The organism is Caulobacter hibisci (assembly GCF_016135805.1).
Taxonomy (GTDB): domain Bacteria; phylum Pseudomonadota; class Alphaproteobacteria; order Caulobacterales; family Caulobacteraceae; genus Caulobacter; species Caulobacter hibisci.
This window is the reverse complement of record NZ_JADWOX010000002.1, coordinates 495525-518553: the sequence shown is the minus strand read 5'-3', so window position 1 is coordinate 518553 and position 23029 is coordinate 495525. Positions and strand designations below refer to the sequence as shown.

At 67.0% G+C, this 23029-nt stretch carries 24 protein-coding genes and 2 tRNA genes; 4 read left to right on the top strand and 22 right to left on the bottom strand.

Annotation, left to right across the window (positions count from 1 at the left end):
• Position 1 precedes the first annotated feature (1 nt).
• The 21 genes from I4Q42_RS05530 to I4Q42_RS05430 all read right to left on the bottom strand — a co-directional run bounded on the left by I4Q42_RS05530 (position 2) and on the right by I4Q42_RS05430 (position 18784).
• A complete protein-coding gene (locus tag I4Q42_RS05530) occupies positions 2-1681 on the bottom strand; it encodes a ribonuclease J (RefSeq protein WP_198575054.1) in 1680 nt (559 codons plus the stop codon).
• The gene (locus I4Q42_RS05525) at positions 1678-2466 is read right to left on the bottom strand and encodes a type III pantothenate kinase (RefSeq protein ID WP_198575053.1); all 789 of its coding nucleotides are present in this window, start codon (positions 2464-2466) and stop codon (positions 1678-1680) included. Before I4Q42_RS05525 ends, I4Q42_RS05530 begins: the two co-directional genes overlap by 4 nt.
• A complete protein-coding gene (locus I4Q42_RS05520; RefSeq protein ID WP_198575052.1) occupies positions 2463-3215 on the bottom strand; it encodes a biotin--[acetyl-CoA-carboxylase] ligase in 753 nt (250 codons plus the stop codon). The genes I4Q42_RS05525 and I4Q42_RS05520 overlap by 4 nt, the downstream gene beginning before the upstream one ends.
• A 1-nt stretch (position 3216) precedes the next feature.
• Complete coding sequence (nuoN, locus tag I4Q42_RS05515; RefSeq protein WP_198575051.1) at positions 3217-4656, bottom strand: NADH-quinone oxidoreductase subunit NuoN; 1440 nt, start codon at positions 4654-4656, stop codon at positions 3217-3219.
• A gap of 8 nt (positions 4657-4664) precedes the next feature.
• Complete coding sequence (locus I4Q42_RS05510; protein ID WP_198575050.1) at positions 4665-6149, bottom strand: NADH-quinone oxidoreductase subunit M; 1485 nt, start codon at positions 6147-6149, stop codon at positions 4665-4667.
• A 10-nt stretch (positions 6150-6159) separates the two neighbouring features.
• The gene (gene nuoL / locus I4Q42_RS05505) at positions 6160-8274 is read right to left on the bottom strand and encodes an NADH-quinone oxidoreductase subunit L (protein WP_198575049.1); all 2115 of its coding nucleotides are present in this window, start codon (positions 8272-8274) and stop codon (positions 6160-6162) included.
• A 4-nt stretch (positions 8275-8278) separates the two neighbouring features.
• Positions 8279-8584 (bottom strand): NADH-quinone oxidoreductase subunit NuoK, encoded by a 306-nt coding sequence (gene nuoK / locus I4Q42_RS05500; protein WP_198575048.1) that lies wholly within the window; start codon positions 8582-8584, stop codon positions 8279-8281.
• Positions 8581-9198, bottom strand: coding sequence for an NADH-quinone oxidoreductase subunit J (locus I4Q42_RS05495; protein ID WP_198575047.1), 618 nt, complete (start codon positions 9196-9198; stop codon positions 8581-8583). The genes nuoK and I4Q42_RS05495 overlap by 4 nt, the downstream gene beginning before the upstream one ends.
• 81 nt (positions 9199-9279) lie before the next feature.
• The gene (gene nuoI, locus I4Q42_RS05490; protein ID WP_058346359.1) at positions 9280-9771 is read right to left on the bottom strand and encodes an NADH-quinone oxidoreductase subunit NuoI; all 492 of its coding nucleotides are present in this window, start codon (positions 9769-9771) and stop codon (positions 9280-9282) included.
• Complete coding sequence (locus tag I4Q42_RS05485) at positions 9768-10013, bottom strand: hypothetical protein (RefSeq protein WP_198575046.1); 246 nt, start codon at positions 10011-10013, stop codon at positions 9768-9770. Before I4Q42_RS05485 ends, nuoI begins: the two co-directional genes overlap by 4 nt.
• Positions 10010-11074 (bottom strand): NADH-quinone oxidoreductase subunit NuoH, encoded by a 1065-nt coding sequence (gene nuoH, locus I4Q42_RS05480; protein ID WP_198575045.1) that lies wholly within the window; start codon positions 11072-11074, stop codon positions 10010-10012. The genes I4Q42_RS05485 and nuoH overlap by 4 nt, the downstream gene beginning before the upstream one ends.
• A gap of 3 nt (positions 11075-11077) precedes the next feature.
• A complete protein-coding gene (nuoG, locus tag I4Q42_RS05475; protein ID WP_198575044.1) occupies positions 11078-13138 on the bottom strand; it encodes an NADH-quinone oxidoreductase subunit NuoG in 2061 nt (686 codons plus the stop codon).
• Between the two features lie 5 nt (positions 13139-13143).
• Positions 13144-14463, bottom strand: coding sequence for an NADH-quinone oxidoreductase subunit NuoF (gene nuoF, locus I4Q42_RS05470; RefSeq protein ID WP_198575043.1), 1320 nt, complete (start codon positions 14461-14463; stop codon positions 13144-13146).
• Between the two features lie 4 nt (positions 14464-14467).
• On the bottom strand, positions 14468-14728 hold the full coding sequence (locus tag I4Q42_RS05465) for a hypothetical protein (protein ID WP_198575042.1): 261 nt from the start codon (positions 14726-14728) through the stop codon (positions 14468-14470).
• Positions 14725-14970, bottom strand: coding sequence for a hypothetical protein (locus tag I4Q42_RS05460; protein ID WP_198575041.1), 246 nt, complete (start codon positions 14968-14970; stop codon positions 14725-14727). The genes I4Q42_RS05465 and I4Q42_RS05460 overlap by 4 nt, the downstream gene beginning before the upstream one ends.
• Entirely contained in the window at positions 14970-15653 is a 684-nt protein-coding gene (gene nuoE / locus I4Q42_RS05455; RefSeq protein WP_198575040.1) for an NADH-quinone oxidoreductase subunit NuoE, read from the bottom strand. The genes I4Q42_RS05460 and nuoE overlap by 1 nt, the downstream gene beginning before the upstream one ends.
• On the bottom strand, positions 15650-15982 hold the full coding sequence (locus tag I4Q42_RS05450; protein WP_198575039.1) for a nuclear transport factor 2 family protein: 333 nt from the start codon (positions 15980-15982) through the stop codon (positions 15650-15652). Before I4Q42_RS05450 ends, nuoE begins: the two co-directional genes overlap by 4 nt.
• Complete coding sequence (locus tag I4Q42_RS05445) at positions 15979-17229, bottom strand: NADH-quinone oxidoreductase subunit D (protein ID WP_198575038.1); 1251 nt, start codon at positions 17227-17229, stop codon at positions 15979-15981. The genes I4Q42_RS05450 and I4Q42_RS05445 overlap by 4 nt, the downstream gene beginning before the upstream one ends.
• A 3-nt stretch (positions 17230-17232) precedes the next feature.
• A complete protein-coding gene (locus I4Q42_RS05440; protein ID WP_198575037.1) occupies positions 17233-17835 on the bottom strand; it encodes an NADH-quinone oxidoreductase subunit C in 603 nt (200 codons plus the stop codon).
• Complete coding sequence (locus I4Q42_RS05435; protein ID WP_198575036.1) at positions 17832-18437, bottom strand: NuoB/complex I 20 kDa subunit family protein; 606 nt, start codon at positions 18435-18437, stop codon at positions 17832-17834. The genes I4Q42_RS05440 and I4Q42_RS05435 overlap by 4 nt, the downstream gene beginning before the upstream one ends.
• On the bottom strand, positions 18407-18784 hold the full coding sequence (locus I4Q42_RS05430) for an NADH-quinone oxidoreductase subunit A (protein ID WP_198575035.1): 378 nt from the start codon (positions 18782-18784) through the stop codon (positions 18407-18409). The genes I4Q42_RS05435 and I4Q42_RS05430 overlap by 31 nt, the downstream gene beginning before the upstream one ends.
• Before the next feature lie 199 nt (positions 18785-18983).
• Between I4Q42_RS05430 and I4Q42_RS05425 the strand changes: the two genes are divergently transcribed.
• The 3 genes from I4Q42_RS05425 (at position 18984) to I4Q42_RS05415 (ending at position 20358) form a co-directional block, all read left to right on the top strand.
• Positions 18984-19060, top strand: a tRNA-Asp gene (locus tag I4Q42_RS05425).
• A gap of 69 nt (positions 19061-19129) precedes the next feature.
• Positions 19130-19206: transfer RNA gene (locus I4Q42_RS05420), tRNA-Asp, on the top strand.
• A gap of 138 nt (positions 19207-19344) precedes the next feature.
• The gene (locus I4Q42_RS05415; protein ID WP_198575034.1) at positions 19345-20358 is read left to right on the top strand and encodes an LLM class flavin-dependent oxidoreductase; all 1014 of its coding nucleotides are present in this window, start codon (positions 19345-19347) and stop codon (positions 20356-20358) included.
• Between the two features lie 9 nt (positions 20359-20367).
• On the opposite strand, the gene I4Q42_RS05410 is transcribed toward I4Q42_RS05415, so the two are convergent.
• Positions 20368-21531, bottom strand: coding sequence for a glycosyltransferase family 4 protein (locus I4Q42_RS05410; protein WP_408611057.1), 1164 nt, complete (start codon positions 21529-21531; stop codon positions 20368-20370).
• A 247-nt stretch (positions 21532-21778) separates the two neighbouring features.
• On the opposite strand from I4Q42_RS05410, the gene I4Q42_RS05405 reads away from it, so the two are divergent.
• A complete protein-coding gene (locus tag I4Q42_RS05405) occupies positions 21779-23029 on the top strand; it encodes a glycosyltransferase (protein WP_198575033.1) in 1251 nt (416 codons plus the stop codon).

Below are 23029 nucleotides of genomic sequence, written 5' to 3'. Positions count from 1 at the left end.
GCTAGAGCCGCAGGACGGTCGTCTCGACGACCGGCTTGCGTTCCCAGATGCGGAAGGCGGCCTTCTTCACGGCGCGCGAGATGGCGTTCTCGATGGTCTCGTCGATCTCGCGATCGTCGCCCGACAGGCGCTTGAAGGCCTCTTCGGCCTCTTCCGCCAAGTCGTCCAGCGCCTCGTCGAGGGGATATTCCTCGTCGCCGGCCAGGCCAAGGCCGCGGACCTGCGGGCCCGAGACCACCTTGTTGCGCCCGTCGAGCACGATCGACACGGCCAGCACGCCGTTGAACGCCGCGTGGCGACGCTCGCGCAGGGCCTCGCCGTTCTCAGGCGTCACGACGCCGCCGTCGACGTACAGGCGACCGGCCGGCACCTCGTCGATGATCTCCGGGTGGCCGGGGGCCAAGCGTACCATGTCGCCGTTACGGGGCGAAACGGCGTGCGGGACCTGCAGGTCCTTGGCGAAGGCGGCGTGCTCGAGCAGGTGGCGGCGCTCGCCGTGAGTCGGCACGGCGATCTGCGGCCGGGCCCACTGGTACATCTGCTTGAGCTCGTCGCGGCACGGGTGGCCCGAGACGTGGATGCCGGGGGTGTCGCGCTCGGTGTGCAGGCGCACGCCGCGGTCGGCCAGCTTGTTCTGCAGGTTGCGGATCGGGATCTCGTTGCCCGGGATGACCCGCGAGCTGAACACCACGTGGTCGCCCGAGGAGAGCTTCACATGCGGGTGGTTGCCCTCGGCGATGCGGGCCAGGGCCGCCCTCGCCTCGCCCTGGCTGCCGGTGCAGAGATAGAGGATCTCGTTCTCAGGCATGTGCTTGGCCTGATCGTCGGTGACGAACGGCTCCAGGCCGTCCAGCAGACCGACCGAGCGGGCGGCGGCGGCCATGCGGTGCATCGAGCGGCCGGCCAGGCAGACCTTGCGGCCGGCGGCCTGGGCGGCGCGGATCACGGTGTCCATGCGCGCCACGTTCGAGGCGAAGCAGGCCACGGCGATCTTGCCCGAGAGGCTCGCGATCAGCTTGTTCATCTCGATGCGGACGTCGGCTTCCGAGCCGGCCGTGCCCTCGACGAAGACGTTGGTGCTGTCGCAGACCATGGCCAGCACGCCCTCGTCGCCGAGGCGGCGCAGGGCGTCGATGTCGGTGGCCGCGCCCAGCTGGGGATCGGGATCGATCTTCCAGTCGCCGGTGTGCAGGATGGTGCCCAGCGGGGTCTTGATCGCCAGGCCGTTCGGCTCGGGGATCGAGTGGGTCAGGGTGACCATTTCCAGGTGGAACGGCCCCAGGTCGAAGCTGCCGCTCAGCGGCACTTCGTGGATCTTGACCTCGTCCAGCAGGTTGGCGTCGCGCAGCTTCTCGCGCAGCAGGAAGGCGGTGAACGGCGTCGCGTAGACGGGCGCCTTCAGCTGCGGCCAAAGCCAGGCCACGGCGCCCAGGTGATCCTCGTGGGCGTGGGTCAGGACGATGCCCAGAATGTCCTTGGCATAGGGGACGATATATTCCGGATCGGGCAGGATGATCTCGACGCCCGGCGTGGTCTGGTCGCCGAAGGTCACGCCCAGGTCGACGACGATCCACTTGCGATCGTGCGCCGGCCCGAAGCCGTACAGATTGAAGTTCATGCCGATCTCGTTCGACCCGCCCAGGGGCAGGAAAACGAGTTCGTCTTGGGGGTGCTTTGTCATTCGGTCTCTAATTGGGTGTTGCGGCGATGAATTTCGAGGAGACCACGGATGGTCAGATCAGGGTCGAAGTGGTCGATGCTGTCGGTGGCGCCCTCGAACAGCGAGGCGACGCCGCCGGTGGCGACCACGGTCAGGGGCTCGCCGCGCTCGGCCTTGATGCGCGAGACCAGCCCTTCGATGAGTGAGATATAGCCCCAGAACACGCCCGATTGCATGGCGCTTACGGTGTCGGTGCCCACGACCCGGTTGCGCGAGGGACGCTGGATGGCGATGCGGGGCAGCTTGGCGGCCGCTTCGTGCAGGGCCTGCATGGAAAGATTGATGCCGGGGGCTATGATGCCGCCCTCGAAGGCGCCATCAGCGCCAACGACGTCGAAGGTCGTGGCCGTGCCGCTGTCGATGACGACCAGCGGCCCCTTGTAGGCCATGTGCGCGCCGACGGCGTTGACCAGGCGGTCGGCGCCGGCCTCGCTGGGCTTGTCGATGCGCACATCGACGCCGAGCTTGGCGTTCTCGCCGATGACCAGCGGCTCGACGTTCAGATAGCGGCGCGACAGGTTGCGCAGGTTGAACAGCGATTGCGGCACGACGCTGGAGATGATGCAGGCGTCCAGGGCCCGGAAGCCCAGGCCCTGCATCGACATCAGCTGCGACAGCCAGACCACGTATTCGTCGGCGGTGCGGGTGCTCTCGGTGGCGGCGCGCCACTGGGCGATCCACGACTGCCCGTCGTGGATGGCGAACATGGTGTTGGTGTTGCCCTGTTCGATGGCCAGCAGCATCACGAAGCTCCGAAGAAGACGTCGCCGGCGGTGATCCGGCGCAGTTGGCCGTCGGCCAGGCGCAGGCGCAAGGCGCCATCGTGGTCGAGGCCCTCGGCGATCCCTTCGATCGTCTCGGTCGAGAGCCGCGCGGTGCAAGGCTCGCCCAGGCCGTGGGCCTTGGCGGTCCAGGCGTTGGCGATGGCGGGAAAGCCCAGGCGCGTCCAGACGTCGAGCCAGCGGGCGAAGGATGCGGCCAGGATCTCGATCGCCTCGACAGGCGACGGCGGCGGCTCGGCCCGCCAGGTCGGCAGGGCCGTGGCCGGGCGCTCGCTGTCGATCGGCTTGCGGGCCAGATTTACGCCGACGCCGACGGCCAGCCACAGGCCGCCCGTCGCGCTCTTGCCGGATTCGACGAGGATGCCGCTGATCTTCAGCCCGCCGACCATCGGGTCGTTGGGCCATTTCAGGCTGACCAGCCGCTCGGCGACATAGGCGCACAGCAGGTCGGCCACCGCCAGGGCGGCGACGAACGAGACCTGGGCGGCCTCGGCCGGCGGCTTGTCGGTGGTCAGGAGGAGCGTGGCGGCCAGGTTGCCGTCGCCAGTTTCCCAGGCGCGGCCCCGGCGACCGCGGCCCGCGGTCTGCCGCAGGCCGACGATCCAGACCGGGCCCGCCTGCCCCGCTTCCGCGCGGCGGCGAGCCTCGGCGTTGGTCGAGTCGATCTCGTCGAGAACGACGACGGGCGGCCCCTCGACGGACGCGCCCGTCACGTCACGCGTGGCCAAAGGCCGCCGCGGCCGCCTTAGCGGCCGGGTCGAGCCAGACCAGGGCGATCAGGACGATCGGGAACGAGAACAGGGCCGCGGCGAAGCCGATCGCGCGAGCGGTCGGTTGCGGCTTGTCCACCACGCCGGCCGGCGCGTCGAACCACATGCTCTTGATCAGGCGCAGGTAGTAGAAGGCGGCCACGACGCTGCCGACCAGACCGATGACGGCGGCCCATTGCAGCACCACGTCGCCCGAGCCCATGGCGGCCTTGAAGACGTAGAACTTGGCCCAGAAGCCCGAGAATGGCGGCAGGCCCAGGGCCGACAGCGAGAACGCGGTCATGGCCAGGGCGACGCCCGGACGTTCCTTCACCAGGCCCGCCATGTCCTCGATGGTCTCCAGCGGCTTGCCGTCGCGGCTCAGCGCCTGCAGGCAGGCGAAGAAGCCGGTCACGTCGACCATGTAAAGCACCATGAAGACCAGCATCGAGTGCAGGCCGACCTCGCCGCCGGTGGCGACGCCCAGCAGGGCGTAGCCGACATTGGCGATCGAGCTGTAGGCCCACAGGCGCTTGAGGTTGGTCTGGGCCAGGCCCGCGAAGGCGCCGACGAACACCGACAGCAGGGCCGCGATGACCAGCACCTGGCGCCATTGGGCGACGGCGTCCGGGAAGGCGTCGCCCAGCACGCGGGCGAACATCATCATGGCGGCCAGCTTCGGCGCGGCGGCGAAGAAGCCGACGACCGGGGTCGGGGCGCCTTCGTAGACGTCCGGCGTCCACATGTGGAACGGCGCGGCCGAAACCTTGAACGCCAGGCCGCAGATCACGAAGATCAGGCCGAACAGCAGGCCCAGGCCATGAGCGCCGTGCGAGGCCGCGGCGATGTCGGCGAAGCGGGTCGAGCCGGCGAAGCCGTAGATCAGCGAGGCGCCGTACAGCAGGATGCCCGACGACAGGGCGCCCAGCACGAAGTACTTCAGGCCGGCTTCCGAAGCCTTGGCGTCGTCGCGGCGGAAGGCCGCCAGGACGTACAGGGCAAGGGATTGCAGCTCGACGCCGATATAGAGGCTGATGAGGTCGCCGGCCGAGGCCGTGATCCCCATGCCCAGCGCCGACAGGATCACCAGGACGTGGAACTCGAACTTCTGGTCGCCGCGGGCGGCCAGCCAGCGGTCGCCCAGCACGATGGCCAGGGCGCTGAACAGGAAGATCGCGACCTTGGCGTAGGTGGCGGCGGCGTCGGACGAATAGACGCCGTTGAAGGCGTGGCCGTGAGGACCGTGGATGGCGAAGGCGGCCGCGACCACCAGGGCCAGGACCGAGGCGCCGGTGAAGACCGGCGAGGTCTTCTTGGAGAAGGCGCCCCAGACCAGCAGCAGCAGGGCCGAAATCGCGAGAACGACTTCAGGCAGGACGAGGGAGAAGTTGGCGGAGAACGTCATGGGATCCCTCACCCGCCCACGGCGGCGCGCCAGGCGCCGACGAGCCCGTCGATGGACGACGCGGTCAGGTTGAACACAAGATTAGGATAGATGCCGAGAACCAGGGTCATGATGATCAGCGGCACGAAGAGCAGGATTTCCCGCGCGTCGAGGTCCTTGATCGTCTTCAGTTCCGGGTTGGTGATCTCCCCGTACATGACCCGGCGGTACAGCGTCAGGGCGTACATGGCCGACAGGATCACGCCAGTGGCCGACACGATCGCCGTCCAGGTCGAGGCCTTGTAGACCCCGGTCATGGTCAGGATCTCGCCGACGAAGCCCGAGGTGCCCGGCAGGCCGACATTGCCCATCGTGAAGAGCAGGAACACGAAGGCGTAGTGCGGCATGCGGTTGGTCAGGCCGCCGTAGAAGGCGATCTCGCGGGTGTGCATGCGGTCGTAGACGACGCCGACGCAGAGGAAGAGCGCGCCAGAGATCACCCCGTGGCTGATCATCTGGAACAGGGCGCCCTGCTCGCCGGCGGCGTTGCCCGAGAAGATGCCCATGGTCACGAAGCCCATGTGGGCGACCGACGAATAGGCGATCAGCTTCTTGATGTCGGTCTGACGGAAGGCGACCAGCGAGGTGTATACGATGGCGATGCCCGACAGGGCGAACACCAGCGGCTGGAACATCTCCGAAGCGTTCGGGAACATCGGGATGCTGAAGCGCATGAAGCCGTAGCCGCCCATCTTCAGCAGGATGCCGGCCAGAATGACCGAACCCGCCGTCGGGGCTTCCACGTGGGCGTCAGGCAGCCAGGTGTGCACCGGCCACATCGGCATCTTCACCGCGAACGAGGCGAAGAAGGCCAGCCACAGCCAGGTCTGGAGCCACGGCGCGAACTTGTAGGTCATGAGCTCGGGGATCGACGAGGTGCCGGCGATCGAGATCATGGCCAGGATGGCCGCCAGCATCAGCACCGAGCCGAGCAGCGTGTAGAGGAAGAACTTGTAGGCCGCGTAGATCCGGCGCTTGCCGCCCCAGATGCCGATGATCAGGAACATCGGCACCAGGCCCCCTTCGAAGAAGAGGTAGAACAGCACCAGGTCCAGGGCGCAGAACACGCCGATCACCAGGGTCTCGAGGACCAGGAAGGCGATCAGATATTCGACGACGCGCTTTTCCACCGACTTCCAGCTGGCCACGATACAGATCGGCAGCAGGAAGGCGGTCAGCAGCACCAGCAGCACCGAGATGCCGTCGATGCCCATGCGGTAATGCAGGCCGCCGAACCAGGCGATGTCTTCCACGAACTGGAAGCCCGGATTCTTGGCGTCGAACTGGAGCGTCAGCACCAGCGCCAGGGCGAAGGTGACCAGGGTGGTCGCCAGGGCGAGCCACTTGGACAGGGTGTCGGTCTTGGGACCCGGGCCCTGGATGGCGCGCGCCCCCAGGATCAGGGCCACGCCGACGAGCGGAGCGAAGGTCGTAAGGCTGAGCAGGCCGGTCATCGATCCGTCCTCAACGGAATGCGTAAAGGGCGAACGTCAGCAGGCCGGCGACGCCGAGCAGCATGACGAAAGCATAGTGGTAGACGTAGCCGGTCTGGGCTTTGCCCGTCTTGCGGCCGACGGCGTAGGAGACGGCGCTGACGCCGTCCGGACCCAGGCGATCGATGATCTTCTGGTCCCCGCCCTTCCAGAACAGGTCGCCGAGGAACTTGGCGGCCCGCACGAAGGTGGCCTGGTACAGTTCGTCGAAGAACCACTTGTTGTAGAAGAACACGTACAGCGGGCCGTTACGCTCGGCGAGCTTGAGGCCGAGGCGCTCGTTGCCCTTGATCAGGTAGACGTAGACCGCGATCAGCAGACCGATGATCGAGGCGATCAGCGGGCTCCATTTCACCCACTCGGCCACTTCGTGGGCCTCGTGCAGCACGTGGTTGGTGGGGGCGTTGAAGATCGCGCCGCGCCAGAACTCTTCCTGGTGGTGACCCACGAAGTAGCCGGTGAACACGAAGCCGGCGGCGACCGCGCCGATCGACAGCACGACCAGCGGCAGCAGCATCACCCAGGGGCTTTCGTGCGGCTTGTGGTCGTGGCCGTGACCATGGTCGTCATGGCCGTGATCGTCGTGCGCGCCGTGGGCATGGTCGTCGTGACCGTGGGCGGCGTGCGCGTGATCGTCGTGGCCATGAGCAGCATGACCATGAGCGTCGTGAGCGTGCGCATCATGGGCGTGGTCGTCATGACCCCAGCGAGCCTTGCCGTTGAAGGTGAAGAAGGCCAGGCGCCAGGAGTAGAACGAGGTCAGGCCGGCCACCAGGACGCCGATCGCCCAGGCGAACAGCGCGAAGCCGTTGTGACCGCCCGCGGCGAACGCCGCCTCGATGATGGTGTCCTTCGAGTAGAAGCCGGCGAAGCCCAGGTGCAGCGGCGGGAAGCCCAGACCCGTGATGGCGATCGTGCCGATGGTCATGGCGATGAAGGTCACCGGCAGCAGCTTGGCCAGATTGCCGTACTTCCGCATGTCCTGCTCGTGGTGCATGCCGTGGATCACCGAACCGGCGCCCAGGAACAGCAGAGCCTTGAAGAAGGCGTGGGTGAACAGGTGGAACATCGCCGCCTGATAGGCGCCGACGCCGGCCGCGAAGAACATGTAGCCCAGCTGCGAACAGGTCGAGTAGGCGATGACGCGCTTGATGTCGTTCTGGGTCAGGCCGACCGTGGCGGCGAACAGGGCCGTGATGGCGCCGATCACCGTGACGATGTTCTTGGTCACCGGGGCGTATTCGAACATCGGCGACAGCAGGCACAGCATGTAGACGCCGGCGGTCACCATGGTGGCCGCGTGGATCAGGGCCGAGACCGGGGTCGGGCCTTCCATGGCGTCCGGCAGCCAGGTGTGCAGGAAGAACTGCGCCGACTTGCCCATGGCGCCGATGAACAGCAGGAAGCAGGCGATGTCGGCCAGCGGCCAGCTATGGCCGGCAAATTCCCAGGCGCGGCCGGCGTCGGCCGCGATCTGCGGGAACAGCTCGTGGAACTGGATGGTGCCGAAGGCCCAGTAGGTGGTCATGATGCCGAGGGCGAAGCCGAAGTCGCCCACGCGGTTGACCACGAAGGCCTTGATGGCCGCGGCGCTGGCGGTCGGCTTCTTGAACCAGAAGCCGATCAGCAGGTACGAGGCCAGGCCCACGCCTTCCCAGCCGAAGAACAGCTGCATGAAGTCGGCCGCGGTGACCAGCGACAGCATGGCGAAGGTGAACAGCGACAGGTACGCGAAGAAGCGCGGCTTGCTGTCGTCCTCGGCCATGTAGCCCCAGGAATAGACGTGCACGAGCGCCGAGACGGTCGTGACCACGATCAGCATGGTCGCCGACAGGGCGTCGATGCGGATCGACCAGTTGGCAATGAAGTCGCCGATATGGATGAACGGCAACAGGGTGACCGTGAAGGCCTCCATGTGGCCCCAGGTCCACTGGCTGAACGTGAACCACGACAGGCCGCAGGCCAGCAGCAGCAGGCCGGTGGTCACCGACTGCGAAGCGACGTTGCCGATCCGGCGGCCGAACAGGCCGGCGATGATCGCGCCCAGCAGCGGGGCGAAGACGAGGATGGTGACGAGCGATTGCACTGGGTCAGCCCTTCATCATGCTGGCGTCGTCGACCGCGATGTCGCCGCGGTTACGGAAGAAGGTCACCAGGATGGCCAGGCCCACGGCCGCCTCGGCGGCGGCCACGGTCAGCACGAACATCGCGAAGATCTGGCCCGCCACGTCGTGGAGGTAGGCCGAGAAGGCCACCAGGTTGATGTTCACCGCCAGCAGGATGAGCTCGATCGACATCAGGATGACGATGATGTTCTTGCGGTTCACGAAGATGCCGAAGACACCGATCGTGAGCAGCATGGCGGCGACGATGAGGTAATGCGGAAGGCCGATCATTCGCTGATCCCTTCGCCCGGCTTGATCTGCACGAGTTCCATTCCGGTCTTGGGCGTACGGGCGACCTGCTTGCCGATGTCCTGGCGCTTGACGCCCGGCTTGTGGCGCAAGGTCAGGACGATGGCGCCGATCATGGCGACCAGCAGCACCAGGCCCGCCGCCTGGAAGAAGAAGACATAGTCGGTGTAGAGCACCCGGCCGATGGCCTCGGTGTTGCTGAAACCGCCCGGCGAGGCGTTGGGCAGCGCGTTGGCGCTGGCCTTGCCGTTCGTGGCCACGCTGACGGCGACCATGATCATCTCGATGGTCAGCACCCCGGCCACCAGACCGCCGATCGGCAGGTACTGGGCGAAACCGTCCCGAAGCGCCTCGAAGTCGATGTCGAGCATCATGACCACGAAGAGGAACAGCACCGCGACCGCGCCCACATAGACGACGATCAGCAGCATCGCCAGGAACTCAGCGCCCAGGAGGACGAAGAGGCCGGCGGCCGAGAAGAAGGCGGTGATCAGGAAGAGCACCGAGTGCACGGGGTTCTTGGCCGACACGACGAGGAGACCCGCCGCTACGGTTACGAACGCCAGCAAATAGAAAGCTATCGCCTGCAAGGCCATTGGCCAGGGTGCTCCCCTGAAAGTTCAAATAACGACGACCCGCGAATTGCGAACCGCCAGCTTGAGAATCGCGCCGACCGTTTAGCGGTACGGAGCGTCCAACTCCAGATTCTTCGCGATCAGCCGCTCCCAACGGTCGCCGTTGTCGAGCAGCTTTTCCTTGTCGTAGTAGAGCTCTTCGCGCGTCTCGACCGCGAACTCGATGTTCGGGCCTTCGACGATGGCGTCGACCGGGCAGGCCTCCTGGCACAGGCCGCAGTAGATGCACTTGACCATGTCGATGTCGTACCGGGTCGTGCGGCGGCTGCCGTCCTCGCGCGGTTCGGCCTCGATGGTGATCGCCTGGGCGGGGCAGATGGCCTCGCACAGCTTGCAGGCGATGCAGCGCTCTTCCCCGTTGGGATAGCGACGCAGGGCGTGCTCGCCGCGGAAACGGGGCGACTGGGGGCCGCGCTCGTTCGGATAGATCACGGTCTTCTTCGGCGCGACCAGATACTTCATGGCCAGACCGAAGGCGCCTGCGAAGTCCAGCAGGGCGACGCCTTTGACGGCTTGGGTGATACGACTCATCATGGCCGCTTAACCTTCGGAATGACGCAGGTGTAGTTCGAAAGCTGGGCGGGATCTCCCCCGTCCATCTTGGCTTGCAACGTCCCGCCCTCGGCCTTGCACTTGTCGCCGGCCCGGCGCAGTTCGTCGTAGTTCACGATCCCTCGCCCCAGCGAATAGGAGCGGTCCGAGACCTCGCTCGAGGCGCAGGCGCCGAGCGATGCCAGGACCAGCCCCGTCAGGGCCAGGGCGGCGGCGCGCCTCATCCCGCCACCGGCGAGAAGACGCGCCAGCCGGCGACAAGGGCGACCAGCACCAGCGACATCGGCAGGAAGACCTTCCAGCCCAGGCGCATCAGTTGGTCGTAGCGGTAGCGAGGCACGATGGCCTTGGCCATGGCGAACATGAAGAACCAGAAGACGATCTTCGCGTAGAACACCAGGGCCAGCAGGAAGTTGACCAGGAACGGCGGCCAGCCGGCCGTGAAGTCGATCGGGAAGCCGGGGTTCCAGCCGCCGAAGAACAGCACGCTGATCATGGCGCACATCAGAACGATGTTCGAATACTCGGCGACCATGAACAGCAGGTATGGGGTCGAGGAATACTCGACCTGGTAACCGGCGACGAGTTCGGATTCAGCTTCCGGAAGGTCGAAGGGCGGGCGGTTCGTCTCGGCCAGGGCCGAGATGTAGAACATGCCCATGGCGATCACCATGACCGGCAGCAGGACGATGTTCTTGAGGCCGCCGCCGAAGACGTTCCAGTTCCAGATCCAGCCGGCCTGGTGCTCGACGATGGTCGAAAGGTTCATCGAACCGGCCAGCAGGATCACCGTGATGATGATCAGGCCGATCGAGACTTCGTACGACACCATCTGCGCCGCCGAACGCAGCGCGCCCAGGAACGGGTACTTCGAGTTCGAAGCCCAGCCGCCCATGATGATGCCGTAGACGCCCAGCGAGCTCATCGCCAGCAGGTAGAGGATGCCGACGTTCAGGTTGGAGACGACCCAGCCCGGCGCGAAGGGCACCACGGCCCAGCCGATGAAGCCCAGGACCAGGCTGATCAGCGGCGCCAGCAGGAAGATCACCTTGTCGGCGCCGGCCGGGATGATGATTTCCTTCAGCACGAACTTGCCGAAGTCGGCGAAGGACTGCAGCAGGCCGAAGGGCCCGACGACGTTGGGGCCCTTGCGCATCTGGACGCCGGCCCAGATCTTGCGGTCGGCGAGCAGCAGGAAGGCCAGGCTCAGCAGAACCCAGATCACGACCAGCAGGATGCCGCCGAGCGTGAGGCCGAACCAGAGAAGCGGATTGATCTCAGTCACGGCTTACTCCGCGGCGATCTTGGAGGCGGCCGAGACGTTGGCCGCGCACTCGGCCATGGTCACGCTGGCGCGCGCGATGGGATTGGTCAGGTGGAAGGCCTTAACCGCGCTCTCGAACGGAGCGTCGGAGACCTCCCCTTCCCCGCCGACGGTGGCGAGATCGAACACGGTCGGGACCGAGCCCGGCGCGAAGTCGATCTGACCGAAGGTGGGGTGGTCGGCGAACAGCTTGGCGCGCAGCTGGTCCAGGCTGTCATAGGGCAGCTTGTGACCGAGCACTTCCGAGAGCGCCCGCAGGATCGACCAGTCTTCCTTGGCCTCGCCCTTCGGGAACACGGCGCGCTTGCCGATCTGAACACGGCCCTCGGTGTTGACGTAGAGGCCGTTCTTCTCGGTGTAGGCCGCGCCCGGCAGGATGACGTCGGCCTTGTGGGCGCCGGCGTCGCCGTGGGTGCCAAGGTAGATCTTGAAGGCGTCGCTGGCGGCGGTTTCGCACTCGTCGGCGCCGAGCAGGAACAGCACGTCGACCGCGCCCGGCTTCAGCATGTCGCCGGCGGCCAGGGCGCCCTCGCCCGGCACGAAGCCGAGGTCGAGGCCGGCCACGCGGGCGGCGGCGGTGTGCAGCACGTTCCAGCCGTTCCAGCCTTCGCGCACGACGTTGAAGGTCTTGGCAAGGCCCGCAGCGGCCTTGAGGATCGCCGCGCCATCGGCGCGGCTCAGCGCGCCCTGGCCGACGATGATGGCGGGCCGCTCGGCAGCCTTCAGGGCGGCGACGAAGTCGGCCTTGGCCTTGGCCAGGCCCGACAGGGTCTTGGCGCCGGCGCCGAGATAGTCGTAGCCGAAGGTCAGGTCGGCCTGCTCGCCGATGACGCCGAAGCGGGTCTTGCCGGCGATCCACTGCTTGCGGAAGCGGGCGTTGAGCACCGGGGCCTCGAGGCGCGGATTGGCGCCGACGAACAGCACCACGTCGGCGTCTTCGATGCCGGCGATGGTCGAGTTGAACAGCCAGCTTTCGCGCGGGCCAGCGCCCAGGGCCGAACCGTCCTGGCGGGCGTCGAGGTTCTTCACGCCCAGGGCGGTGAAGAGGTCCTTGGTGGCCTTCAGGCTTTCAGCGTCCTGCAGGTCGCCAGCGATGACGCCGATGCGCTCCGGAGCGGTCGCCTTGATCTTGGCGGCGACGGCGGCGAAGGCCTCATTCCAGGTGGCCGGCTTCAGCTTGCCATCGACACGGACGTACGGGCGGTCGAGGCGCTGGCGCTGCAGGCCGTCGACGGCGTAGCGCGTCTTGTCGCTGATCCACTCTTCGTTGACGTCCTCGTTGATGCGCGGCAGCACGCGCAGCACGGCGTTGGCGCGGGCGTCGACGCGGATCGACGAGCCCAGGGCGTCCATGACGTCGATGCTCTCGGTCTTCTTCAGCTCCCACGGACGGGCTTCGAAGGCGTAGGGCTTGGAGGTCAGGGCGCCGACCGGGCACAGGTCGATGACGTTGGCCGACAGCTCCGAGGTCACCGCGGCGCCGAGATAGGTGGTGATCTCGACGTCTTCACCGCGCGAGATCAGGCCGATCTCCGGCGAGCCGGCGACTTCGGTGATGAAGCGCACGCAGCGGGTGCACTGGATGCAGCGCGTCATCACGGTCTTGATGAGCGGGCCCATGGCCTTCTCTTCGACCGCGCGCTTGTTCTCGTCGTAGCGGCTTTCGTCGCGGCCGTAGCCGACGGCCTGGTCCTGCAGGTCGCACTCGCCGCCCTGGTCGCAGATCGGGCAGTCCAGCGGGTGGTTGATGAGGAGGAACTCCATCACCCCTTCGCGGGCCTTCTTGACCATCGGGGTCTTGGTGAAGATCTCCTGGCCCTCGGCGGCCGGCAGGGCGCAGGACGCCTGCGGCTTCGGCGGACCGGGTTTCACCTCAACCAGGCACATGCGGCAGTTGCCGGCGATGCTCAGACGCTCGTGATAGCAGAAGCGCGGGATCTCTTCCCCAGCCAGTTCCGCGACCTGCAGAACCGTCATGCCGGGTTCGAACTCGACCTCGACGCCGTTGACCTTGGCGATAGCCATGCTTGTTACTCCGCCGCGATCAGCTTGGCGCCCTGCACGTGCAGGCGACCGCTACGATAGGATGCGATCCGCTCCTCCACCTCGTGGCGGAAGTGACGGAACAGGCCCTGGATCGGCCAGGCGGCCGCGTCGCCCAGGGCGCAGATGGTGTGACCCTCGACCTGGGTCGTGACGTCCAGCAGGGTGTCGATCTCTTTCGGATCGGCCTCGCCGGTGGCCATGCGTTCCATGACCCGCCACATCCAGCCGGTGCCTTCGCGGCACGGCGTGCACTGGCCGCAGCTCTCGTGCTTGTAGAAGTACGACAGGCGGGCGATGGCCCGGACCAGGTCGGTGGACTTGTCCATGACGATGACGGCCGCGGTGCCGAGGCCAGAGCGCAGGTTGCGCAGGGCGTCGAAGTCCATCGGCAGGTCTTCGCACTGCTCGGCCGGGATCATCGGCACGGACGAACCGCCCGGGATGACGGCCTTGAGGTTGCCCCAGCCGCCGCGAATGCCGCCGCAGTGGTCTTCCATCAGCTGACGGAAGGGGATGCTCATGGCTTCTTCGACGTTGCAGGGTAGGTTCACGTGGCCCGAGACGCAGAACAGCTTGGTGCCGGCGTTGTTGGGACGGCCGAAGCCGGCGAACCAGGAGGCGCCGCGGCGCAGGATCGTGCCGGCGACGGCGATGCTCTCGACGTTGTTGACCGTGGTCGGCATGCCGTAGAGACCAGCGCCGGCCGGGAACGGCGGCTTCAGGCGCGGCTGGCCCTTCTTGCCTTCCAGGCTTTCCAGCAGGGCCGTCTCTTCGCCGCAGATATAGGCGCCGGCGCCGTGGTGGACGTAGATTTCGAAGTCCCAGCCGTGGACGTTGTCCTTGCCGACCAGCTTGGCGTCGTAGGCCTGCTTGATCGCCGCTTCCAGGCGCTCGCGCTCGAAGACGTACTCGCCGCGGATGTAGATGTAGCAGGCGTGGGCCAGCATGGCGCGCGAGGCGATCAGGCAGCCTTCGATCAGGAGGTGCGGGTCATGCCGCATGATCTCCCGGTCCTTGCAGGTGCCCGGCTCGGACTCGTCGGCGTTGACCACCAGGTAGTGCGGACGGCCGTCCTTCACTTCCTTGGGCATGAAGGACCACTTCAGACCGGTCGAGAAACCAGCGCCGCCCCGGCCTCGCAGACCGGAGTTCTTCATGTTCTCGATGATCCAGTCGCGACCGGCGTCCAAGATGTCCTTGGTGCCGTTCCAGCAACCGCGCGCCTTCGCACCTTCCAGACCCCAGTCCTGGAGCCCGTAAAGGTTGGTGAAGATGCGATCCTTGTCTTCGAGGATACCGACCATGACTCTAGCTTTGCGGATCGAATGGATGGGTGCGGACATAGCGCGTCCGCCGGACGATGACATAGGCGAAAAGCAGCCAACCGGCGCCGATCACCAAAAGACCTGTGGGCGCGGCCCAGCCTGGCGTTCCGGGAACCTGCCGGCCCCAGATCAGGAGCAGGACCCCGACCAGGCAAGCCGCGAAGCCGAGGAGCCGCTCCTTGCGGTGCAGCCCGCGGATCGTGGCGATGTAGGCCGCCCGCCTGGCGGAAAGGTCGTCGCTCACGGCGCCCTCCCCGCTTGCGGTTCAGGACCGGCTTCGGGCTTGGTCGCCTTCATCCAGCCCATGATGAACCAGATCTGGGCGCCCAGCCCGACCACGACGGCCAGGAGAAACACCGGCAGCAGCCACGCCACGTGGAAGGCCACGTGGCCGACGATCGCCGCGCCGGCCAGCAGGAAGCACACGACGTCGATGGCGAACATCGTCGTGAGGCGCTTCTTCTGATGGGCGGCGACGTCGGTCATCAGGCGGCGGGCTCCGCCTTGGCCTTCTTGGGCTTCTCGGGCAGGTTCGGGATCTTGATCTTCTTGGCCGCCGAGCCGTCGTACAGCTTCGGGTCGGTCAGGGTCTGGACCTTGTCCTTCGGCTCCGAGGACTTGCGGCCCTCATAGCTGCCCGGCTGCGGGGCCTTGCCGGCGGCAAAGTCGTCGAGGATTGCGCTGAGGCTCTCCGGCGTCAGGTCTTCGTAATAGTAGTCGTTGATGGCGGCCATCGGGGCGTTGCAGCAGGCGCCGAGGCACTCGACCTCTTCCCAGCTGAACTTGCCGTCGGCCGACACGGTGTGGGCCGGGCCGATCTTCTTTTCCAGCACCGAGCGCAGGTCGAGCGCGCCGCGCAGCTGGCACGGCGTGGTGCCGCACAGCTGAACGAAGGCGGTCTTGCCGACCGGGGCCAGCTGGAACATCACGTAGAAGGTGGCCACTTCCAGCACGCGGATGACCGGCATCTCGAGCTGCTTGGCGATCTCCTGGATCGCCGGCTCGGAAATCCAGCCTTCCTGCTTCTGGGCCAGCCACAGCATCGGGATCACCGCCGACTGCTTGCGGACGGCGGGGTACTTGGCTTTCCACCAGTCGGCCTTGGCCTGGCTCTCGGTCGAGAACGCAAAGCTGGCCGGCTGTTCCTTGGCGAGACGACGGACGCTCATCGTGCGAAATCCACGCGGACGATCTTGTCGCCCTTGAAGGTGTAGATGGCGGCGACCTGGAAGGGCGCGTCGCCGTTGCCGCGGTCGACGTGCTCGTGATCGATCACGTTCGAGCCGACCACGATGCGGTTCAGGAGCTCGGCCTTGTTCTTGGGGAACTCGGCGAAGGTCTTGGCGTAGAAGGCGCGGTAGGCGTCGATGCCCGTGCGCGCCACCTCGCCGTTCAGGCCGGCCACGACCACGTCGTCCGAGAAGTGGGCGCAGTGGGCGTCCAGGTCCTGGGCGTTGTAGGCGTCGAGCTGGGCCTGGGCGATGCTCTCGTAGCTCATCGGTCGACCTCGCCGAACACGATGTCGAGCGAGCCCAGGATGGCCGAAACGTCGGCCAGCTGGTGGCCGCGGTTCATCCAGTCCATGGCGGCCAGGTGCGAGAAGCCCGGAGCCTTGATCTTGCAGCGATACGGCTTGTTGGTGCCGTTGCTGACCACGTAGACGCCGAACTCGCCCTTGGGGGCTTCGACGGCGGCGTAGACCTCGCCTTCCGGCGTCTTGAAGCCCTCGGTGTAGAGCTTGAAGTGGTGGATCAGGGCTTCCATCGAACGCTTCATCTCGGCGCGGCGGGGCGGGCTGACCTTGTTGTCCTCGGTCAGCACTGGGCCCGGCGTACCGCGCAGCATGGCGACGGCCTGCAGGATGATCTTGGTGCTCTCGCGCATCTCCTGCATGCGGCAGAGATAGCGATCGTAGCAGTCGCCGTTCTTGCCCAGCGGGATGTCGAACTCGAACTCGTTGTAGTTCTCGTACGGCTGGTTGCGGCGCAGGTCCCAGGCGATGCCCGAACCGCGCACCATCACGCCCGAGAAGCCCCAGGCCCACGCGTCTTCCTTGGTCACGACGCCGATGTCGACGTTGCGCTGCTTGAAGATGCGGTTGTCGGTGATCAGGCCTTCGATGTCGTCGCAGATCTGCGGGAACGCCTTGGCCCAGGTCTCGATGTCGTCGATCAAGCTGGGGGTCAGGTCCTGGTGGACGCCGCCCGGACGGAAGTAGTTGGCGTGCAGGCGAGCGCCACAGGCGCGCTCGTAGAACACCATCAGCTTTTCGCGCTCTTCGAAGCCCCAGAGCGGCGGCGTCAGGGCGCCGACGTCCATGGCCTGGGTCGTCACGTTCAGCAGGTGGTTCAGCACGCGGCCGATTTCGCAGAACAGCACGCGGATGATCTGGCCGCGCTTGGGCACTTCGACGCCCAGCAGCTTCTCGATGGCCAGGCAGAAGGCATGCTCCTGGTTCATCGGCGCCACGTAGTCGAGGCGGTCGAAGTACGGGATGTTCTGCAGATAGGTGCGCGCTTCCATCAGCTTCTCGGTGCCGCGGTGCAGCAGGCCGATGTGCGGATCGACGCGTTCGACGATTTCACCGTCGAGCTCGAGCACCAGGCGCAGCACGCCGTGCGCGGCCGGGTGCTGGGGGCCGAAGTTGATGTTGAACTTGCGGACGGGGGTTTCCGGGATGGCCGGAACCGTCGGTTCGTCGCGGAAGAAGTCGGTCGCCGCGGCGGGGGCGTTGGTGCCAGTCATGACTTAAGCCTTCTCCGCCTTCTCGTCGCCCGGCAGGGCGTACTTGGCGCCTTCCCACGGAGACAGGAAGTCGAATGCGCGGAACTCGGTGATCTTCACGGGTTCGTAGACGACGCGCTTGAGCTCGTCGTCGTAGCGGACCTCGACATAGCCGGTCATCGGGAAGTCTTTCCGCAGCGGGTGGCCGTGGAAACCGTAGTCCGTCAGGATCCGGCGCAGGTCCGGGTGGCCTTCGAAGAACACGCCGTACATGTCGAACACTTCGCGCTCGAACCAGTCGGCGACCGGGAAGGCCGGCGTGGCGCTGGGCACGGGGGTGTCTTCGTCAGTCTGCACCTTCAGGCGGATGCGGACGTTCTTCACCATCGACAGCAGGTGGTAGACCACGTCGAAGCGCGCGGCGCGCTCGGGGTAGTCGACCGCCGTCAGGTCCACCAGCTGATGGAAGCGGTAGTCCTGGTGATCGCGCAGATAGGTCAGGGCCTGGACCACGCGGTTGGCCGAGCCCAGCACGTTCAGCTCGCCGAACGCGACGTAGTACGAGGAGATCGCCCCGGCCGAATTGGCGACGATCGCCTGGCCGAGGGCTTCGAGATCTTGGCTCATCGCTCGATGGTCCCCGTGCGACGGATCTTCTTCTGGAGCTGCAGCACGCCGTAGACGAGCGCTTCGGCCGTGGGCGGGCAGCCCGGCACGTAGATGTCGATCGGCACGACGCGGTCGCAGCCGCGCACGACGCTGTAGCTGTAATAGTAGTAGCCGCCGCCGTTAGCACAGCTGCCCATCGAGATGACGTAGCGGGGCTCGGGCATCTGGTCGTAGACCTTGCGCAGAGCCGGAGCCATCTTGTTGGTCAGGGTGCCGGCGACGATCATCACGTCCGACTGACGCGGGCTTGCGCGCGGCGCGAAGCCATAGCGCTCCAGGTCATAGCGCGGCATGGCCGAGTGCATCATCTCGACGGCGCAGCACGCCAGGCCGAACGTCATCCACATCAGCGAGCCCGTACGAGCCCAGGTGATCAGGTCGTCGGCGGCCGCGGTGATGAAGCCCTTGTCGGCCAGCTGCTGCGACACGCCGTCGAAGAAGGCGTCGTGCAGCTTGGGGTCATAGGCCTGCACCGTCGAGCGGCCAGCTGAGCCGGCCGGCGGGAGCGGCGAGCTGTTGGCGGGAACGATCACTCCCATTCGAGGGCGCCCTTCTTCCATTCGTAGATAAAGCCGACAGTCAGAACGCCCAGGAAGCTCATCATCGACCAGAAGGCGAAGACCGAGGCTTCATGCGGCAGCTTCAGCAGGCTCACGGCCCACGGAAACAGGAACGCCACTTCGAGGTCGAAGATGATGAAGAGGATCGAGACCAGATAGAACCGGACGTCGAACTTCATGCGCGCGTCGTCGAAGGCGTTGAAGCCGCATTCGTATGCGGACAGCTTTTCCGGGTCCGGCGCCCTGGGCGCGAGCACGGCGGCAGCCAGCATGAAGACGATGCCGATAACCGCCGCGATCCCTAGGAAGATCACGATCGGCAGGTACTGGAGAAGGAAGGCGTTCATGACAGCCCTTGGCTTGAATCGGCCGCGTTGTAGCCCACTGTCTTCCAGGCTTCAAACGCCCCGACCACATTGAGAAACGATCGCAAGTTCAGGCCATCCACAGGTTCGGCGACATCGCCGTTGACACGAGTCTTCGCCCGACATATCAGACGCCCCTCGCCGCACGGCGGGTCGCACTTTCGCTTCGGCGGAGGGTAATGCGGATGTAGCTCAGTTGGTTAGAGCGCCGGCCTGTCACGCCGGAGGTCGCGGGTTCGAGCCCCGTCATTCGCGCCACCTTCTCCCAAAGGGACGCGATCCAAGGTATAAGCGAGCGCTTCGTAGGGTTTTACGGCCTTACGCGACGCGGATGTAGCTCAGTTGGTTAGAGCGCCGGCCTGTCACGCCGGAGGTCGCGGGTTCGAGCCCCGTCATTCGCGCCACTTTCCCCTCCCCCATTTTTTACACTGCACAGACAAGCGCCGATCGCTGCTTGCTGTTCGCGCGCCCGCAACGGCGTCTGCGACAAATTGTGTCCGCGGACGGTTGTTACCGAGCGGTCGCATCCCGATCTAGCGGGCATGAGCCAGTCCTCCGATCTCCCGCTTTCCGTCCTCGACCTGTCGCCCGTGCCGCATGGAACATCGGTCGGTCAGGCCCTCGCCAATTCCCTGGATCTCGCGCGCCACGCCGAGCGACTCGGTTTCCACAGGTTTTGGCTGGCCGAGCACCACAACATGCCCGGCATCGCCAGCGCCGCGACGGCCGTGGTGATCGGTCATGTGGCCGCCGGGACCACGAAAATCCGAGTCGGGTCGGGCGGAATAATGCTGCCGAACCACGCGCCGCTGATGGTCGCCGAGTCGTTCGGCACCCTGGCGGCCCTGCATCCAGGCCGAATCGACCTTGGCCTGGGCCGCGCGCCGGGCGCCGATCAGGCCACCTTGCGGGCCCTGCGCCGCTACATGGACGCGGTCGACCGCTTCGCCGAGGACGTCGTCGAGCTGCAGCAGTGGTTCAAGCCGGCCGAACAGGGCCAATCGGTGCGCGCCGTTCCTGGCGAAGGCCAGGACGTGCCGCTGTGGCTGTTGGGCTCCAGCACCTATGGCGCGCAACTGGCCGCGGCCTTGGGCCTGCCCTACGCCTTCGCCGCACACTTCGCTCCGGACCAGTTGATGGAGGCGGTCGAGGTCTATCGGCGCGGCTTCCGGCCGTCGGCTCAGCTGGACAAGCCGTACTTCATGATCTGCGTCGGGGTCTGCGCGGCCGACACCGACGAGGAGGCCCGCCGGCTGTTCACTTCAACTCAGCAGCAGTTCCTGGCCCTGCGCCGGGGCAATCCCGGTCTGCTGCCGCCGCCGGTCGACGACATCACCGCCATCGCCGCGCCGCATGAGCTGGCTGGGCTCGACCAGACGTTCCGTTATTCGGCGATCGGCTCGCCGGAAACCGTGGCGGCCAAGCTGCGGCGGGTGATCGACGCCACCGGGGCCGACGAGGTCATGGGCGCCTCTCAGATCTTCGACCACGCCGCGCGCCTGCGCAGCTACGAGATCCTGGCCGGCCTGGGCGAGCGCCTGCGCCAGGCCGCCTGACGACTTTCTTCAGTGCGAGGCGGCGACCGCCGCCGCTTCGCCGAGGAAGGCCCGCGAGCCGGTAAGTCGGGCATAGACGCCCGTCAGGCGGTCGAACACTGGCGTCCAGCCGTGGCGAACCTCGGCCCGCTGGCGCGCGGCGCGACCCAGGGCGGCGACGTCGCGAGCGAACAGCGCCTCCACGGCTTCCGCGAACACACCGCCTTCAGAGGCCTGGGCCAGCACGCCGACCTGCTCGTCGACACTTTCGGCCACGCCGCCGGCGGCGACGCCGACGACCGGCAGGCCGCAGGCCATGGCCTCCAGTACGATCAGACCGAAGGGCTCGTTGTCATTGGCGTGGACGAAGGCGTCGCAGCCGGCCAGCACCGCGGCCAGGGCCTCGGGATCGCGCTGATAGTCCATCGAGATCACCCGGTCGCTGGGCCGCGCGCCCGCCCCGGCACCGATCAGCAGCAGCACATAGGGCTCACCGAGCTTCTCGACGGCGTCGACCAGGATATCGAGCTTCTTCTCGCGAGCCGGACGACCGGCGAAGACGAGGATTCGGTGCTGCTCGGTCAGGCCCAGGCGCTTGCGCAGGGCCGCGCGGTCGCCACGGGAAGGATTGAAGGTGTCGACGTCGACGCCCAGCGGCAAGCCGATGGCGTCGCGCACCCCGGCCTCGATCAGGCGGCCGGCGATGAAGTGGCTGGGAGCAACGACCTGGTCGAACTGGCGATAGATCGCCGCCCAGCGCTTCTGGACCGGCTTTTCGGCCCACTCGCCGATGTGCAGCGCCGCCAGGGCGCCCAGATCCGTATGGCAGAAGCCGACGACCGGCACGCCCATGGCGTCGCCCGCCTTCAGCGCCGCCAGGCCCGGCGTGTAGGGATCACCGGCCTCGATGACGTCGGGCCGCTGGCGAATCAGCCGCTCCATCCAGCTGGTCTTGCCGATCGGCCAGCGATAGCCGTCGCCGAACGGCAGGGGCGCGGCATAGATCGACACACGGCCATGGCCGTCATGGGCGTCGCGCGGACCGGGCACCACCAAGGTATGCCGCACCTCGGGCCTGTTGGCCGCCAGCCAGGCGCGCTTGGCGTTCAGATAGCGGCGCACGCCGCCGCTGCGCGGCGCGTAGAGCATGGTGGTGTCGATCAGACGAGCGGGACGACCGGGAACGGATCGAATCTGGTCTCGCGGCGCGCCGGCGTCTTCGCTCGGCGGGGAAGAGGGCAGAAGATCGATCACGCCGTACCTCGCTACTGCAGCGGGGCCGTCTACGCGGCCGCCAAGCGTTAAGGTGCTCGAACGACCGGAGGTTCCCCCGAAGCTTTGCCGCTGTCCAGCGGCTCGCGCGCCACCCTACGTCGAGCCCGCGCCAGGCGCAAAAACATCTGATACGAGACCCGCCAGACGACAGCGGGGACGGAAAATCATGGCGCGCTATCTGTTCACGACCTGGGAAGGCGGCGGCCATGTGCAGCCGCTGCTGATGGTCGCCGCCGAACTCGCCGCGCGTGGCCACGAGGTGCTGGCGATCAGCGACCCGGCCAACGCCGCTGACGCCAGGGCGCTGGGCGTGCCGTTCCGCGCCTGGAAGACCGCACCGTTCCAGACCGGCAAGACCCGCGACGACGACCGCCTGCGCGACTTCGAGGCCGACAGCCCGCTCGCCGTCATCGAGCGCCTGCTCGACCGGGTGATGACTGGCCCCGCCGCCGCCTACGCCCGAGACACGCTCGAGGCGCTCGACGCCTTTCCCGCCGACGTGGTGGTGAGCCAGGAATTGCTGCTTGGCGTCATGGTCGCGGCCCAGGCGCGGGGAACCAAGCTGGCCCTGCTGGCCGCCAACATCTGGTCGCTGCCCAACCTGCCCGGCGCGCCGCCGTTCGGCGCGGGCATGGCCCCGGCGGTCGACGATCAGGAGCGGGCCATGCACGCCATGGTCGCCCAGATGGCGCGCGGCCTTTTCCAGTCCGGTTTGCCGGCGCTGAACGCCGCCCGCGCCGAGCACGGCCTGGCCGAACTGCCCGACCTGTTCGAACAGTACGACGCCGCCGACGCCATCCTGCTGGCGACCAGCCCGGCCTTCGACTTCGCGCCCGATCCCCTGCCCGCCCCGTTCGTTCATGTCGGGCCCTATCTGGCCGATCCGGCCTGGGTGGAGACCGTCGGCCTTCCCTCGGGCGAAGCGCCGCTGGTCCTTGTGTCGTTCTCCAGCCTCTATCAGGCGCAGGAAGCGACGCTCCGCAACGTGCTGACGGCTCTAGGCGCCCTGCCCGTCCGCGCCCTGGTCACGACAGGCCCGACGCTGGACCCGGCCGAGTTCGAAGCCCCGGACAATGTGGAAGTGGTCCGCAGCGCCCCGCACGGCGCCTTGCTGGAAAACGCCGCCGCCTTCGTGACCCACGCGGGGCACGGCTCGACCCTGCGGCCGCTGATGGCCGGGGTTCCGCTGCTGTGCCTGCCGATGGGCCGCGACCAGAACGACAATGCGATGCGGGCGGCCCACCGGGGCGCAGCGATCACGCTCTCGCCGGACGCCGCGCCCGAGAAGATCGGCCAGGCGCTGAGCCGGCTGCTGGACGAGCCGGCCTGGCGCGAAGCGGCCAAGGCCCTGGGCGACGGGATCACGGCCGATGCGAAGGGCCGCGGCGCCGCCCAGGCGCTGGAGGCCCTGGCCTGA